This window comes from Stenotrophomonas sp. YJH_SMC_120 (assembly GCF_059368675.1).
Genome location: NZ_JCAFRY010000027.1, coordinates 1 through 13,673, shown reverse-complemented (window position 1 = coordinate 13,673; position 13,673 = coordinate 1). Strand labels below are relative to the sequence as shown.

The window sequence follows — 13,673 nt, the reverse complement described above, 5'->3', positions numbered from 1 at the left end:
TGCGAGGCGAGGGGAAGCGGCCGCCCGTTTCCCGCCAGTGGCATGACGTTCATCACAGTTTGGTATTCAAAGGCCAGACGCGACACAGACGGTGTCTTTGACCACCCCGACTATAATCAAACCTTCGTGATGACCGGTTCAGACTCCATGCCCGATCCCGCCGCCCTGCTCGCCCTGGATGCCCGCCGCTCAGTGCCTTCGCGGCAACTGGCCGAGCCCGGCCCGGACCCGGCCACCCTGCAGCGGATGCTGGCTTCGGCAGTGCGCGTGCCCGATCACGGCAAGCGCGTACCGTTCCGCTTCCTGAAGATCGCTGGCGATGCACGTCACACTCTGGGCGACTTCCTGGCCGAGCGCAGCCGCCAACGCGACCCGCATGCGGGCGAGGCCGTGTTCGAGAAGGATCGCCAGCGTTTCAGCCATGCGCCACTGGTGATCGTGGTGGTGGCCAGCCCGCGCCCGGACCCGAAGGTCCCCGAACAGGAGCAGCTGATGACCGCCGGCTGCGTCTGCTTCGCCCTGCTGCAGGCCGCACAGGCGCTGGGCTTCGGCGCGCAGTGGCTGACCGCCTGGATGGCCTTCGACCCCGCCGTGCACGCCTACCTGGGCCTGGCCGAGGGCGAAGGCATCGCCGGTTTCATCCATATCGGCACGCCGAAGGCCGCCGTGCCAGAGCGCGAGCGTCCGGACCCTGCCACCCTGCTGCGCGACTGGACGCCTCCGGCATGACCCTGCCGGTACCACCGCCGTCGCTGTACCTGGTCGACGCCAGCATCTATGTGTTCCGCGCGTGGCATTCCCTGCCCGACCAGTTCCAGGACGCGCAGGGCTGGCCGACCAACGCCGTGCACGGCTTCGCCCGCTTCCTGCTGGACCTGCTCGAGCGCGAACGCCCGCGTCACATCGCCATCGCCTTCGACGAAGCGCTGGACAGTGGCTTCCGCCACCGCCTGTACCCCGCCTACAAGGCCAACCGCGACCCGGCGCCGGAGGCGCTCAAGCGCCAGTTCGTGCACTGCAAGGCGCTGTGCGCGGCGTTGGGCCTGGCGGTGCTGGCGCACCACGAGTACGAGGCTGACGACCTGATCGGAAGCGCCCTGCATGTGCATCGTGGCAGCCACCGCGGCGTGATCATCTCCGCCGACAAGGACCTGTCGCAGCTGCTGCTGGATCACGACGAGCAGTGGGACTACGCACGCAACCAGCGCTGGAACGTGGCCGGAGTGAAGGCGCGGCACGGCGTGCACGCGCACCAGATTGCCGACTACCTGGCGCTGTGCGGCGATGCGGTGGACAACATTCCCGGTATCAGTGGCGTCGGCAGCAAGTCCGCCGCCGTGCTGCTGGCCCATTTCGGCAGCATGGATGCACTGTACGAACGCCTGGACGAAGTGCCTTTCCTGCGCCTGCGCGGCGCCGCCCAGATGGCGGTGCGCCTGCGCGAGCAGCGCGAGCACGCCCAGCTCTGGCGCCAGCTGACCACCATCGCGCTGGACGCGCCACTGGAAGGCAGCCAGCCCGGCCTGCTGCGCCAGGCGGCCGATCCCGAGCTGCTCGGCGGCCTGTGCCAGACCCTGCGCTTCGGCCCGATGACCCGCCGCCGGCTGTTCGATGCCGCCGGCGTGCCCGATATTCTTCCCACCCACAGCGAGCCCGCATGAGCCAGCGCAACACCGAAGCCCCGCGTGTCGTCTATGAAGGCAAGTACCAGCGCATGCTGGTGCGCGGCACCTGGGAATACAGCGAACGTACCCACGCCGGTGGCCTGGCCGCGATCATCATCGCCGTCACCCCCGAGGACAAGGTGCTGTTCGTAGAGCAGTTCCGCGTGCCGCTGCAGGCACCCACCATCGAGATGCCGGCCGGCCTAGTCGGGGACATCCACGCCGGCGAATCGATCGAAGTCTCGGCCGTGCGCGAACTGGAAGAAGAAACCGGCTGGACCGCCGATCACGCCGAAGTGCTGCTGATCGGCCCGACCTCTTCCGGCGCCAGCAGCGAGAAGATCGCCTTCGTGCGCGCGACCGGCCTGCGCCGCGTTGGCGAGGGCGGTGGTGACGACAGCGAAGACATCATCGTGCACGAGATTCCGCGCAGTGAGGCAGCGGCTTGGCTGGTGCAGAAGATGGGCGAAGGCTACGAGCTGGACGCCAAGCTCTGGGCCGGGCTGTGGATGATCGAGCATCACCTGGACGGACGCCCGCGTGGCTGACGCCGACCTGCATGCGCTGCCGGCGCTGCTCGGCGCCGACGACCCAGCGATCTACACCCTCCACCGGCCGCATGGCGCCTCGCCGTACCTGCTGCTGGCCGATCATGCCGGCCAGCAGGTGCCGCGTGTCCTCGCAGGCCTGGGCTTGCCGCAGGCCGAACTGGACCGCCATATCGGCTGGGACATCGGCATTGCCGGCACCACCCGCGCACTGTCCGAACGGCTGGATGCCTGGGCCATCGAACAGACCTATTCGCGGCTGCTGATCGACTGCAACCGCCCGCTGGCCTCGCCGACGCTGATTCCGGAGGTGAGCGACCACACCGTGGTGCCGGGCAATGCCGGGCTGTCGGCGGCACAGCGGCAGCAGCGTATCGATGCGATCCACGCGCCCTACCACGCGCGCATCGACGCGGAACTGGATGCGCGCCGAGATGCCGGCCGCCCCACCCTGCTGGTGATGATGCACAGCTTCACTCCGGCGATGAACGGCGCGCAGCGACCGTGGCATGCCGGCGTGCTGTACCACCAGGACACGCGCTTCGCCCATGCCTTGCTGCAGGCACTGCGCGACGAAGGCGACCTGGTGGTCGGTGACAACGAACCGTATTCGGTGAGCAGCACCAGCGACTACGCGGTGCCGGTGCATGGCGAAGGCCGCGGGCTGGTGCACGTGGAACTGGAGATCCGCCAGGACCTGATCGCCGATGTGGCTGGGCAGCAGGCGTGGGCGGAGCGGCTGGCGCGGATCTTCAGCGCATTGCAGCCGCAGTTGCTGGCGTTCGGTTGAACGCGCGTGGATCCATTCCGGATCGGTAGTGCCGGCCGCTGGCCGGCAACCTCAGGGTAGTTGGATCATTGCATTGCCGGCCAGCGGCCGGCACTACCGCAGGCGTGGCACATCCACCACCCACGCCAGCGCCTTCAATCATGCCTCGCTGACCGGGCAGACGGTGGCGGCCGATTCGACCGGCGCCGGGCGCAGGCCCAGCGCGATCACCACGCCGAGCGCGGCGAACAACGCGGCGCCGTACTGTGCATTGACCATGCCCTGCAGGGCGTCGGCACTGGTTGCGGCCTGCGTGCCCCGCGCGGCGTTGGCCACCATCACCAGCACCGCCAGTCCCAACGCGCCGCCGATCTGCTGGGCGGTGGCCGCCATGCCGGACGCGACGCCTTGCTGCGGACCGGGCACGCCCTGCCCGGCCACGATCCACATCGCTGTCCAGCTCATGCCCTGGCCGATGCTGAGCACCACGATGCCCGGCAGCAGCGGCCAGTAGCTGGCACCGTGCGGCATCGCCAGCGCCACCGCGGCAATGCCGATGGCACCGGCGGCGAAGCCCCAGGCCAGTACCTGCCGTGGCGAACGGCGCCGCAGCATGCGTTCGGCAATACGGATGCCGAAGGTGCACACCAACGTCGGCAGCAGGAAGGCCATGCCGGCCTGCAGCGGGCTCCAGCCATAGCCATCCTGGAAGTAGAGCGCCAGGAAGTAGTACTGCACGCCATAGCTGCTCATGAAGGCGAAGGTCAGGCCGAGTGCCGCGCGCAGGCCCGACAGGCGCAACAGCGAAAACTGCATCAGCGGGTCACGGCTGCGTTTTTCGATCTGTACGAACACCGTCAACAGCACGGCTGAAAGCAGCAGGCAGATCAGCGTGGCCGGTGCCGTCCAGCCCCACTCCGGTCCTTGCACCAGGGTGGTGACCAGCAGGCTGCCGCCGGCGGTGACAGTGAGGCAACCGGCCAGATCGAATGAACGGCCCTGCACCCGTGGACCATCGGACGGCAACCACGCACCGGCTGCGACCGCGCACGCCGTGGCCAGCGGCACGATCACCGCCAGCACCGCCGGCCAGCCGAACGCCTGGGTCAGCACGCCACCGAGCAGCGTGCCCAGCGCCAGGCCGACCGCGCTGGCCATGCTCCAGATCGCCAGCGCGCGGTTGCGCACCGGGCCTTCGGCGTACAGCGTGTTGATCAGTGCCAGCGTGGCGGGGAACAGCAACGCGGCACCGACGCCCTGCGCGGCGCGCGCGATGATCAGCCAGGTCGCATTCGGCGCCAGTGCGCCAAGCAGCGACGCCAGTGCGAACAGCAGCATGCCCAGCCGGTAGAAACGGCGACGGCCGATCAGGTCGGCGGCGCGGCCGCCCAGCAGCAGGCTGCCACCGAACGCCACGGTGTAGGCACTGACCACCCACTGCAGCTGCTGCGCGTTGATCTGCAGCGCGCGGCCCATGTCATGCAGGGCGACGAAGATGATGGTGGCGTCCAGCGCGATGATCAGCTGCGCGGTGGCCAGCAGGGTCAACGCCCAGCGCGGGTATTTAAGGGGAGGCATCGGCGGTCTGGATCGATGGGGGAGCGCAGTCTCATTGATGCGACCGAATCAATAAACCCCCTGCCCACCATTTCTGTCATGATTTTCCGCATGAATGCAGCCTCGATGGACCTCAATGCGGTGCGCATGCTGGTGCAGGTGGCCGAAGCGCGCAGTTTCACCGTGGCCGCCGGCCAACTCGGCCTGAGCCAGTCCGGCCTGTCGCGCGCGATCGGGCGGCTGGAAGCCACGCTGGGGGTAAAGCTGCTGCAGCGGAACACCCGCAACGTGGCGTTGACCCCGGATGGCCGCCAGTTCGTGGAACAGGTGGCACCGCTGCTGGCCGGCCTGGACGATGCCGAGCGGCAACTGGCCGACCGCCCGTGCACGCCCTCGGGTACGTTGAAGATCAGTGCGCCGTCGATGTTCGGGCGCAAGGTGCTGGTGCCGATGCTGGCGCCATTGCTGGAACAGCATCCGCAACTGCAGGTGGAAGCCGTGCTCAGCGACCGCCTGGTCGATCTGGTCGAGGAAGGCTTCGATGCCGCGCTGCGCACCGGCGTCATCGCCGACCAGCGCATCGTCGCGCGGCCATTGCGGCCGCTGCGCTGGGTGACGGTGGCCAGCCCCGCTTATCTGGCCCGCTGTGGCGCACCGGACGATGTGGCCGCGCTGCAGGATCATGCTTGCCTGGCGGTGCGCAACCTGCGCAGTGGCCGGCTGGTGGACTGGCAGTTCCTGCAGGACGGGCAACTGCGCGAGTTCACGCCGCCGACGCGGATGGTGTTCGACAGCGGCGATCCGCTGGTGGAAGCGGCCATCGCTGGCATCGGCATCGTGCAGGTGATGGATTTCGCGGTGGCTGATGCCTTGGCCGACGGCCGCCTGCAGCGCGTGCTGCAGCCTTTCGAAGGCCGCAGCCGCGCGCTGTCACTGATCTACCCGCCGTCGCGCCAGCATTCGCCGAAGCTGCAGGTGCTGGCCGACGCGTTGCTGGCCGGGGATTGGTAGCGCCGGCCACTGACCGGCGTCTGCAGGAATCCACCCGTTTCAGGTTTGCCGGCCAGCGGCCGGCACTACCAGGCTGTGGTCGATCCACGCCATGCGTGGATGAGGGTTGGTAGCGTCGCGCATCGCCCGGCGCTACCGGTGCGGCGTTGCCGGCCAGCGGCCGGCACTACCAGGCTGTGGTCGATCCACGCCATGCGTGGATGAGGGTTGATAGCGCCGCGCATGACCCGGCGCTACCGGTGCGGCGTTGCCGGCCAGCGGCCGGCACTACCAGGCTGTGGTCGATCCACGCCATGCGTGGATGAGGGTTGGTAGCGCCGCGCATGGCCCGGCGCTACCGGTGCGGCGTTGCCGGCCAGCGGCCGGCACTACCGATCAGGCGAAGCTATCGGTAGCGCGTACCAGCGCGTCCACGTTCTCGGCCTCGAACGCAGAGTGGCCCGAGGCCGGGGTGATTTCCAGCTTCGCCTTCGGCCAGACCTTGGTCAGGTCCCAGGCGTTGGCCAGCGGGCAGACCACGTCGTAGCGGCCGTGCACGATCACGCCGGGAATATCGGCGATGCGGTGCGCGTCGCGCAGCAGCTGGTCTTCCACCTCGAAGAAGCCGCCGTTGACGAAGTAGTGGTTCTCGATGCGGGCAAACGCCAGCGCGAAGTGCGGGTCTTCGTGGCTGTTGATGAAGTCATCATCGACATGCAGGAAGCTGGTCGCGCCTTCCCAGACCGCCCAGGCCTTGGCCGCTTCCAGGCGGGTGGTTTCGTCGTCGCTGGTCAGGCGGCGGTGGAAGGCCGAGATCAGGTCATGGCGCTCCACCGACGGGATCGGCTTCAGGTAATGCTCCCACGCATCCGGGAACAGGCGGTTGGCGCCTTCCTGGTAGAACCATTCCAGTTCCCAGCGACGCAGCATGAAGATGCCGCGCAGGACCAGTTCGGTCACGCGCTGCGGATGGGTTTCGGCATAGGCCAGCGCCAGGGTCGAACCCCAGCTGCCGCCGAACACCTGCCAGCGATCGACCTTGAGGTGCTCGCGCAGTTTTTCGATATCGGCAACAAGGTCCCAGGTGGTGTTGTCCACCAGGTCGGCGTGCGGGGTGGAACGGCCGGCACCGCGCTGGTCGAACAGGATGATGCGGTACTTGGACGGGTCGTGGAACTGGCGCATCTTGTCGCTGCAGCCACCGCCCGGGCCACCGTGCAGCATCACCACCGGCTTGCCGTCCGGGTTGCCGCACTGCTCGAAGTACAGCGTGTGGCGGTCGTCGACCTTCAGGGTGCCGACGTCATAGGGGGTGATGGCGGGGTACAGCGTACGCATGCTTGCAGCTCCAGGGTGATGCCCTGCCGTGGCAGGAGAACCTCCATTCTAGGCCGGACGCCGGCCCAGGGTGATGCGGTCGCGTTGCTCCAGATCCTGCACGGTCTGCACCTCGGCAAAACCCGCCGCGTCGAACAGCGCGCGGATCGCCTCGCCCTGGTCCCAACCGTGCTCGATCAGCAGCCAGCCGCCGGGCAGCAGGTGGGCCTGGCCACCGTCGACGATGCGGCGGATGTCATCCAGGCCATCCGGACCCGAGGCCAGTGCGGTGGCCGGCTCGAAGCGCAGGTCACCCTGCTCCAGATGCGGATCGTCGCTGGCGATGTACGGCGGGTTGCTGGCAATCAGATCAAGACGCGCACCCTGCAGCGGCGCATACCAGTCGTGCCCGCCTTCGGCGAAGCGGACGTTGCGCAGATCATGGCGGGCGGCATTGCGCGCGGCCACGGCCAGCGCGCCCGGGCTGGCGTCGGTGGCCAGCACCTGCGCCTGCGGCCGTTCGCTGGCCAGTGCCAGTGCAATCGCACCACTGCCGGTGCCCAGGTCGGCCAGCTGCAGCGACTGGTCTGGCGGCAGGCGCTCCAGCGCCAGCTCGACCAGCAGCTCGGTTTCCGGACGCGGGATCAGCGTGGCCGGGTCGACCTCCAGGTCCAGCGTCCAGAATCCGCGACGGCCGGTCAGGTAGGCCACCGGCTCACCGGCCACGCGGCGGGCCAGCAACGCCTCGAAGGCGGCCTGGTCATTGGCGGCCAGCGGATCGGTGGCGTGGGCGAACAGCCAGCTGCGCGGGCGGTCCAGTACGTGAAGCAGCAGCAGTTCAGCCTCGTGGCGGGCTTCGATGCCGCCGAGACGGGCACTGGCCTCGGCCACGATCTGGCGCAGGGTGGGTTCGGTTTGGAAAGACATTCCGCAATTGTAGAGCCGTGCCCATGCTCGGCTGCTTCTGGAACAGCGGAGCATGGGCTCGGTTCCAGAGATCCGCGGTCGAGCGTGGCTCGACACTACAAAAAGCTGCAATCCGTTCAGGTTCTGCCGGAGGGAATAAGGAGGGGCTATCGGCCCCTTTTCGCGCCTCCGGGAGATTTCCCTTGTCACACAGCCAGTGGCAGGATGGGAGCGGCAAGGTTCAGTGCCTGCTCATGGCCAAATGATAGACTTCATCTATCAAATAGATGCAATCAATGGATTGTTCTTATCGCCAGCGAGTCGGTAACCTAGCTCCTGTCGATTCACCCACTCCCCTTCACCAGAGGAAAAACGATGTCCCTGATCAACACCCAGATCCAGCCGTTCGAAGCCAACGCTTACCACAATGGCGAGTTCATCAAGGTTTCCGACGCCAGCCTGAAGGGCCAGTGGTCCGTCCTGATCTTCATGCCGGCCGCCTTCACCTTCAACTGCCCGACCGAGATCGAAGACGCGGCTGACCATTACGCCGAGTTCAAGAAGGCTGGCGCCGAGGTCTACATCGTCACCACCGATACCCACTTCTCGCACAAGGTGTGGCACGAAACCTCGCCGGCCGTCGGCAAGGCCCAGTTCCCGCTGGTCGGCGACCCGACCCACCAGCTGACCAACGCCTTCGGCGTGCACATTCCGGAAGAAGGCCTGGCCCTGCGTGGCACCTTCATCATCAACCCGGAAGGCGTGATCAAGACCCTGGAGATCCACTCCAACGAGATCGCCCGTGACGTTTCCGAGACCCTGCGCAAGCTGAAGGCTGCCCAGTTCACCGCCGCCAACCCGAACCAGGTCTGCCCGGCCAAGTGGAAGGAAGGCGAGAAGACCCTGACCCCGTCGCTGGACCTGGTCGGCAAGATCTAACGCAGCACCGGCCTGCCGTGGCCCCACGCCACGGCGCGCCCATCATCCCCATGCCGGTGCCCTACCGGCGTGGGGGTGAACCCAAGACAGCCAACGCTCGCCCGCCTTGGCCAGCCAGCCCCTTCCACGGTCGCTGTCTTGGGTTCACCCCTACCCCCAGCTGGTCCGCTACCTTGTACAGCGGTGCCACGCCCCCTGTTTGCCTGAAGCCAGGAGAAGACCGATGTTGGACGCCAACCTGCAGTCGCAGCTGAAGACCTATCTGGAGCGCGTGACCCGCCCGATCCAGATCACCGCGCACGCCGACGACGGCGCCAAGTCGCAGGAGATGCTGGAACTGCTGCAGACCCTGGAAAGTCTGTCGGACAAGATCTCGCTGCGGGTGCTGCGCGATGGCCAGGGCCGCGTGCCGTCCTTCGACCTGGGCACCCCGGGCCAGGACATCCACCTGACCTTCGCCGGCCTGCCGATGGGCCATGAGTTCACCTCGCTGGTGCTGGCGCTGCTGCAGGTGGGCGGTCATCCGTCCAAGGCCACCGCCGAGCTGATCGAGCAGGTGCAGAACCTGGAAGGCGAGTACAGGTTCGAGACCTACTTCTCGCTGTCCTGCCAGAACTGCCCGGACGTGGTGCAGGCGCTGAACCTGGCGGCGGTGCTCAACCCGCGCATCCAGCACGTGGCCATCGACGGTGCCCTGTTCCAGGACGAAGTCGAGAAGCGCGAGATCATGTCGGTGCCGACCGTGTACCTCAACGGCGAAGTGTTCGACCAGGGACGCATGACCCTCGAGCAGATCGTGGCCAAGCTGGACACCAATGCCAGCAAGCGCGATGCCGAGAAGATCGCCGCCAAGGACGCCTTCGACGTGCTGGTGGTGGGCGGTGGCCCGGCCGGTGCTGCAGCGGCGATCTACGCCGCACGCAAGGGCATCCGCACCGGCATCGCCGCCGAGCGTTTCGGTGGCCAGGTGCTGGACACCATGGCGATCGAGAACTTCATTTCGGTGAAGGAGACCGAAGGCCCGAAGCTGGCCACGGCACTGGAACAGCACGTGCGCGAGTACGAGGTGGACATCATGAACCTGCAGCGCGCCAGCGCGCTGGTGCCGGCCGGCGAAGACGGCCTGGTGCGGGTGCAGCTGGAGAACGGCGCGGTGCTGAAGTCGCGTTCGGTGATCCTGTCCACCGGCGCGCGCTGGCGGCAGATGAACGTGCCGGGCGAAGACCAGTACCGCAACAAGGGCGTGGCCTATTGCCCGCACTGCGATGGCCCGCTGTTCAAGGGCAAGCGCGTGGCGGTGATCGGCGGCGGCAACTCCGGCGTGGAAGCGGCCATCGATCTGGCCGGCATCGTGTCGCATGTAACCCTGCTGGAGTTCGATTCCAGCCTGCGCGCCGATGAAGTGCTGCAGAAGAAGCTGCGCAGCCTGGCCAATGTCACCGTGCTGACCAGCGCACAGACCACCGAAGTGCTGGGCGACGGCAGCCGTGTCACCGGCCTGGTCTACAAGGACCGCGTCGGCGGCGACGCCCACCGCGTCGAGCTGGAAGGCATCTTCGTGCAGATCGGCCTGCTGCCCAACACCGAGTGGCTGAAGGATGTGGTGGCGTTGTCGCCGCGTGGCGAGGTCGTCATCGACGACCGCGGCCAGACCAACCTGCCGGGTGTGTTCGCTGCTGGCGATTGCACGACGGTACCCTACAAGCAGATCATCATTGCCATGGGCGCCGGTTCGACCGCCGCACTGAGCGCGTTCGACCACCTGATCCGCTCGTCGGTGAGCAACAGCAGCGGTGCCGTTGCTGAAGCGGCCTGATCCACCGTTCCCAGATCACCGGGAACATTGTCTGCCTGTCGGGTAACCACGCCGTCAGCCGGTCCGTTACCCTTGGGGTGTAAGGATGAACCTACGTGATCTGAAGTACCTGGTAGCCCTGGCCGACCACAAGCATTTCGGCCGGGCTGCCGCCTCCTGCTTTGTCAGCCAGCCCACGCTGTCCACGCAGATCCGCAAGCTGGAAGAAGAACTGGGCCTGCCGCTGGTGGAACGCGCACCGCGCAAGGTGATGCTGACCCCGGCCGGCCAGGAAGCGGCGGCACGGGCACGGGTGATCGTGTCCGAAGTGGAGCAGCTGAAGGAAGCGGCGCGACGCAGCCGCGACCCGGAAGCCGGGACGGTGCGCCTGGGGATCTTCCCGACCCTCGGTCCGTACCTGCTGCCGCATGTGATCCCACGCATCCGCGAGCGCTTCCCGGAGCTGGAACTGCTGCTGGTCGAGGAAAAGAGCGATGTGCTGCTGGACCGCCTGCGCGAAGGCAAGCTGGACGCCGCGCTGCTGGCGCTGCCGGTAATCGACGACCAGCTGCACGCCGAGTTCCTGTTCGAGGAACCATTCCTGCTGGCGGTGTCCGGGCGCCACCCGCTAGCCCGCCGCGAACACCTGGATGTGCAGGAACTGGCCACGCAGAAGCTGCTGCTGCTGGAAGATGGCCACTGCCTGCGCGACCAGGCGCTGGAAGTGTGCCGCCTGTTCGGCGCCAACGAGAAGTCCGAGTTCCGCGCCACCAGCCTGGAGACGCTGCGGCAGATGGTTGCCGCCGATGTCGGCATCACCCTGCTGCCCAGCCTGTCGGTGCAGCCGCCGGTGCCGCGCTCGAACAACATCCGCCTGCTCGACTTCACCGGCGAGGGCCGTCCCAGCCGTCGCATCGCCATGATCTGGCGCCGCAGCTCGGCCATGAACGACTTCCTGATGGAACTGGCCGACCAGTTCAAGCGCCTGCCGCAGGCGCTGTTCACCCTTGATGCGGTGAATGCCACCGGCGAAGCGACCGCCCTGCCCGGCCCCGCCCTGAACGGCTGAACCCCCGCAGCACCGGCCTGGAATCGGCAGGAGTCGATTCCGGCCGCATTTGTCCCCACAATACAGACAGGCGGCGCCAGCAGGTGCCGCCTTTTGCATGGCTTTCAACCAAGGAGCTTCACCATGAGTACCGCCAGCGGCCTGCCGCCGTCGATCACCGTTTCCACCTTCGACATGGACCGCCTGGACGCCATGCTCGAATCCCCTGCGCTGAGCCAGACGCCTGCCGCGCTCGCGCTTGCTGAAGAACTCAACCGGGCCACCGTGCTGGCACCGGACCAGATTCCCGAAGGCATCGTCATGATGCATTCGCGCGTGGAGTGCGAAGATGAAGTGTCGGGCGAGAAGCACGTCCTGACCCTGGTCTTCCCCCGCGAAGCCAACGTCGATGAAGGCAAGGTTTCCGTGCTGGCCCCGGTCGGCAGTGCCCTGCTCGGCCTTTCGATCGGCCAGAGCATCGACTGGAACGCGCCCGGCGGCCGCAAGCTGCGCCTGCGCGTGACTGCGGTCCACAACGACCGCCCCTGATTACCGCTGCGCACCGCGCGCGATTCGATCCCCCTGCACCAGGAGCCGTAATGAGTACCCCGTCCAAACTGTCCCAGCTGCGCGAACTGTCCGTGGTCGTTGCCGATACCGGTGACTACGAGGCGATCAAGCGCCTGCAGCCGGTGGACTGCACCACCAATCCGACCCTGGTGAAGAAGGCGCTGGACCTGCCGGTCTACGCCGAGCTGATCGAACGCGAACTGGCCTGGGGCCGCCAGCAGAGTGGCGACCGCGAAGCCGTGGTGCACGCCGTGGCCGACCGCCTGACCATCGGCGTCGGCGCGCTGCTGAGCACGCTGGTGCCGGGCCGCGTGTCCACCGAAGTGGACGCCGACCAGGCCCACGACACCGCCGCCACCGTGGCCAAGGCCCGCCAGTTCATCCAGATGTACGCCGATGCCGGCGTGCCGCGCGAGAAGATCCTGATCAAGATCGCCGCGACCTGGGAAGGCGTGGAAGCCACGCGCATCCTGCAGGCCGAGGGCATCGACTGCAACCTGACCCTGATCTTCAACCCGACCCAGGCGCTGGCCTGCAGCGAAGCCGGCGCGTTCCTCATCTCGCCGTTCGTCGGCCGTATCCTCGATTGGTACGTGGCCAACGGCCAGACCCCGGCCACCATCGACGAAGACCCGGGCGTGAAGTTCGTGCGTGGCGTGTATGCCGAATTCAAGCGCCGCGGTTCGCCGACGGTGGTGATGGGCGCCTCGTTCCGTTCGACCGCGCAGATCGAAGCGCTGGCCGGCTGCGACCGCCTGACGATTTCGCCGGACCTGCTGGAGAAGCTGGACGCCGACCACGGCGAGTTGCCGCGCAAGCTGGTGGCCGGTGCCGCCGATGGCACGGCGGTGACCCCGATCGACGCGGCGAAGTTCGCGGCGGACCTGGCGGCCGATCCGATGGCCACCGAGAAGCTGGCGACCGGCATCGAGGCGTTTGCCAAGGATCTGGAAGCACTGCGCGAGCGGATCCGCGCGGCACTGTGATTCCGGCCAACGGCTGAGCCCCTCGTGGCGGGGGGCTCAGAGCAAAAGCCGTGCTGGGTCGGGCGGGTTGGGTTCGCGGGAGACGCCGTGAATCCATCCCTGGAGGCTTGGCCGCCGCATCCATGCGGCGGACACTACCGCGAACCCAACCCGCCCGCCCTCTGACAGTTTCCTGTGGCCGCCCGCCACGGAAGAAAGAAAGAAGAGCAACAGCGGGTCGCGCGCTTCGCTTGCTCGGAGCTGAGCATGGCTATGCCGGTCGTCCTGACCGGCACCCTCCGGGCCGTCGCGCAAGCGACGTTGGCAGCGGCTCCTGCCGCTGCCTTCAGCTCTACAGAAAGCACTGCAGGATCAAACAAAAAGGACGCGGCGAACGCCGCGTCCTTTTTGTTTTTCTTCAGTTCGTCAGTAACCAATGCTCTCGCCCACCGTCACCGGGAAACTGTCGAAGGTGGGACGGGGGCGGCTGGCAGGACCGTTGGCGCCATGGATGGCGCCATCGAGCCCCCAGGGGTGAGGGCGCTTTGCTTGCGAAGCACTGCTTCGCAAGCGCCCGAACGCACAGCCGCCAGCGGCTGGGCCGG

Annotated in this window: 13 protein-coding genes; 10 read left to right on the top strand and 3 right to left on the bottom strand. The window is 67.3% G+C overall.

The genetic code is table 11. The annotated features are described in order from the left end of the window. Positions 1 to 147: 147 nt before the first annotated feature. From AC5P60_RS19960 to AC5P60_RS19945, 4 genes are read left to right on the top strand one after another with little or no spacing between them, the layout of a single operon-like run. Positions 148 to 729: a nitroreductase family protein gene (locus tag AC5P60_RS19960; protein WP_005412319.1), complete on the top strand. Its 582-nt coding sequence runs from the start codon at positions 148 to 150 to the stop codon at positions 727 to 729. Continuing rightward, positions 726 to 1,661, top strand: a complete 936-nt coding sequence (locus tag AC5P60_RS19955) for a 5'-3' exonuclease (protein ID WP_005408166.1) — start codon at positions 726 to 728, stop codon at positions 1,659 to 1,661. The genes AC5P60_RS19960 and AC5P60_RS19955 overlap by 4 nt, the downstream gene beginning before the upstream one ends. Beyond that, a complete protein-coding gene (locus tag AC5P60_RS19950; RefSeq protein ID WP_005408165.1) occupies positions 1,658 to 2,212 on the top strand; it encodes an NUDIX hydrolase in 555 nt (184 codons plus the stop codon). The genes AC5P60_RS19955 and AC5P60_RS19950 overlap by 4 nt, the downstream gene beginning before the upstream one ends. Next, the gene (locus AC5P60_RS19945; RefSeq protein ID WP_049402841.1) at positions 2,205 to 3,002 is read left to right on the top strand and encodes an N-formylglutamate amidohydrolase; all 798 of its coding nucleotides are present in this window, start codon (positions 2,205 to 2,207) and stop codon (positions 3,000 to 3,002) included. Before AC5P60_RS19950 ends, AC5P60_RS19945 begins: the two co-directional genes overlap by 8 nt. A 138-nt stretch (positions 3,003 to 3,140) precedes the next feature. On the opposite strand, the gene AC5P60_RS19940 is transcribed toward AC5P60_RS19945, so the two are convergent. After that, the gene (locus AC5P60_RS19940; RefSeq protein ID WP_049402842.1) at positions 3,141 to 4,559 is read right to left on the bottom strand and encodes an MFS transporter; all 1,419 of its coding nucleotides are present in this window, start codon (positions 4,557 to 4,559) and stop codon (positions 3,141 to 3,143) included. A 105-nt stretch (positions 4,560 to 4,664) separates the two neighbouring features. On the opposite strand from AC5P60_RS19940, the gene AC5P60_RS19935 reads away from it, so the two are divergent. Then, complete coding sequence (locus tag AC5P60_RS19935; protein ID WP_033834184.1) at positions 4,665 to 5,549, top strand: LysR family transcriptional regulator; 885 nt, start codon at positions 4,665 to 4,667, stop codon at positions 5,547 to 5,549. 375 nt (positions 5,550 to 5,924) lie between these two features. Here AC5P60_RS19935 and pip read toward each other — a convergent pair whose 3' ends face one another. Both pip and prmC read right to left on the bottom strand, forming a co-directional pair. Next, positions 5,925 to 6,866, bottom strand: coding sequence for a prolyl aminopeptidase (gene pip, locus AC5P60_RS19930; protein ID WP_014646006.1), 942 nt, complete (start codon positions 6,864 to 6,866; stop codon positions 5,925 to 5,927). 48 nt (positions 6,867 to 6,914) lie between these two features. Then, on the bottom strand, positions 6,915 to 7,772 hold the full coding sequence (gene prmC / locus AC5P60_RS19925; protein WP_033834170.1) for a peptide chain release factor N(5)-glutamine methyltransferase: 858 nt from the start codon (positions 7,770 to 7,772) through the stop codon (positions 6,915 to 6,917). Positions 7,773 to 8,126: 354 nt separating this feature from the next. Between prmC and ahpC the strand changes: the two genes are divergently transcribed. From ahpC to AC5P60_RS19900, 5 genes are all read left to right on the top strand, one after another. After that, positions 8,127 to 8,690 (top strand): alkyl hydroperoxide reductase subunit C, encoded by a 564-nt coding sequence (gene ahpC, locus AC5P60_RS19920; protein WP_005408159.1) that lies wholly within the window; start codon positions 8,127 to 8,129, stop codon positions 8,688 to 8,690. Between the two features lie 223 nt (positions 8,691 to 8,913). Then, a complete protein-coding gene (gene ahpF, locus AC5P60_RS19915; RefSeq protein ID WP_033834171.1) occupies positions 8,914 to 10,506 on the top strand; it encodes an alkyl hydroperoxide reductase subunit F in 1,593 nt (530 codons plus the stop codon). Between the two features lie 85 nt (positions 10,507 to 10,591). Next, positions 10,592 to 11,554, top strand: a complete 963-nt coding sequence (locus tag AC5P60_RS19910) for a LysR substrate-binding domain-containing protein (RefSeq protein ID WP_005412310.1) — start codon at positions 10,592 to 10,594, stop codon at positions 11,552 to 11,554. A gap of 123 nt (positions 11,555 to 11,677) precedes the next feature. Next, positions 11,678 to 12,082 (top strand): nucleoside diphosphate kinase regulator, encoded by a 405-nt coding sequence (gene rnk / locus AC5P60_RS19905; protein WP_005408156.1) that lies wholly within the window; start codon positions 11,678 to 11,680, stop codon positions 12,080 to 12,082. A gap of 50 nt (positions 12,083 to 12,132) precedes the next feature. After that, complete coding sequence (locus tag AC5P60_RS19900) at positions 12,133 to 13,089, top strand: transaldolase (RefSeq protein ID WP_111172415.1); 957 nt, start codon at positions 12,133 to 12,135, stop codon at positions 13,087 to 13,089. The last annotated feature ends 584 nt before the right edge of the window (positions 13,090 to 13,673 follow it).

Bases quoted from the DNA above. Each gene is read 5' to 3' on its own strand.
- AC5P60_RS19960 (WP_005412319.1), top strand. From the start codon at position 148: ATGCCCGATCCCGCCGCCCTGCTCGCCCTGGATGCCCGCCGCTCAGTG.
- AC5P60_RS19955 (WP_005408166.1), top strand. From the start codon at position 726: ATGACCCTGCCGGTACCACCGCCGTCGCTGTACCTGGTCGACGCCAGC.
- AC5P60_RS19950 (WP_005408165.1), top strand. From the start codon at position 1,658: ATGAGCCAGCGCAACACCGAAGCCCCGCGTGTCGTCTATGAAGGCAAG.
- AC5P60_RS19940 (WP_049402842.1), bottom strand. From the start codon at position 4,559: ATGCCTCCCCTTAAATACCCGCGCTGGGCGTTGACCCTGCTGGCCACC.
- AC5P60_RS19935 (WP_033834184.1), top strand. From the start codon at position 4,665: ATGGACCTCAATGCGGTGCGCATGCTGGTGCAGGTGGCCGAAGCGCGC.
- pip (WP_014646006.1), bottom strand. From the start codon at position 6,866: ATGCGTACGCTGTACCCCGCCATCACCCCCTATGACGTCGGCACCCTG.
- prmC (WP_033834170.1), bottom strand. From the start codon at position 7,772: ATGTCTTTCCAAACCGAACCCACCCTGCGCCAGATCGTGGCCGAGGCC.
- ahpC (WP_005408159.1), top strand. From the start codon at position 8,127: ATGTCCCTGATCAACACCCAGATCCAGCCGTTCGAAGCCAACGCTTAC.
- ahpF (WP_033834171.1), top strand. From the start codon at position 8,914: ATGTTGGACGCCAACCTGCAGTCGCAGCTGAAGACCTATCTGGAGCGC.
- AC5P60_RS19910 (WP_005412310.1), top strand. From the start codon at position 10,592: ATGAACCTACGTGATCTGAAGTACCTGGTAGCCCTGGCCGACCACAAG.
- rnk (WP_005408156.1), top strand. From the start codon at position 11,678: ATGAGTACCGCCAGCGGCCTGCCGCCGTCGATCACCGTTTCCACCTTC.
- AC5P60_RS19900 (WP_111172415.1), top strand. From the start codon at position 12,133: ATGAGTACCCCGTCCAAACTGTCCCAGCTGCGCGAACTGTCCGTGGTC.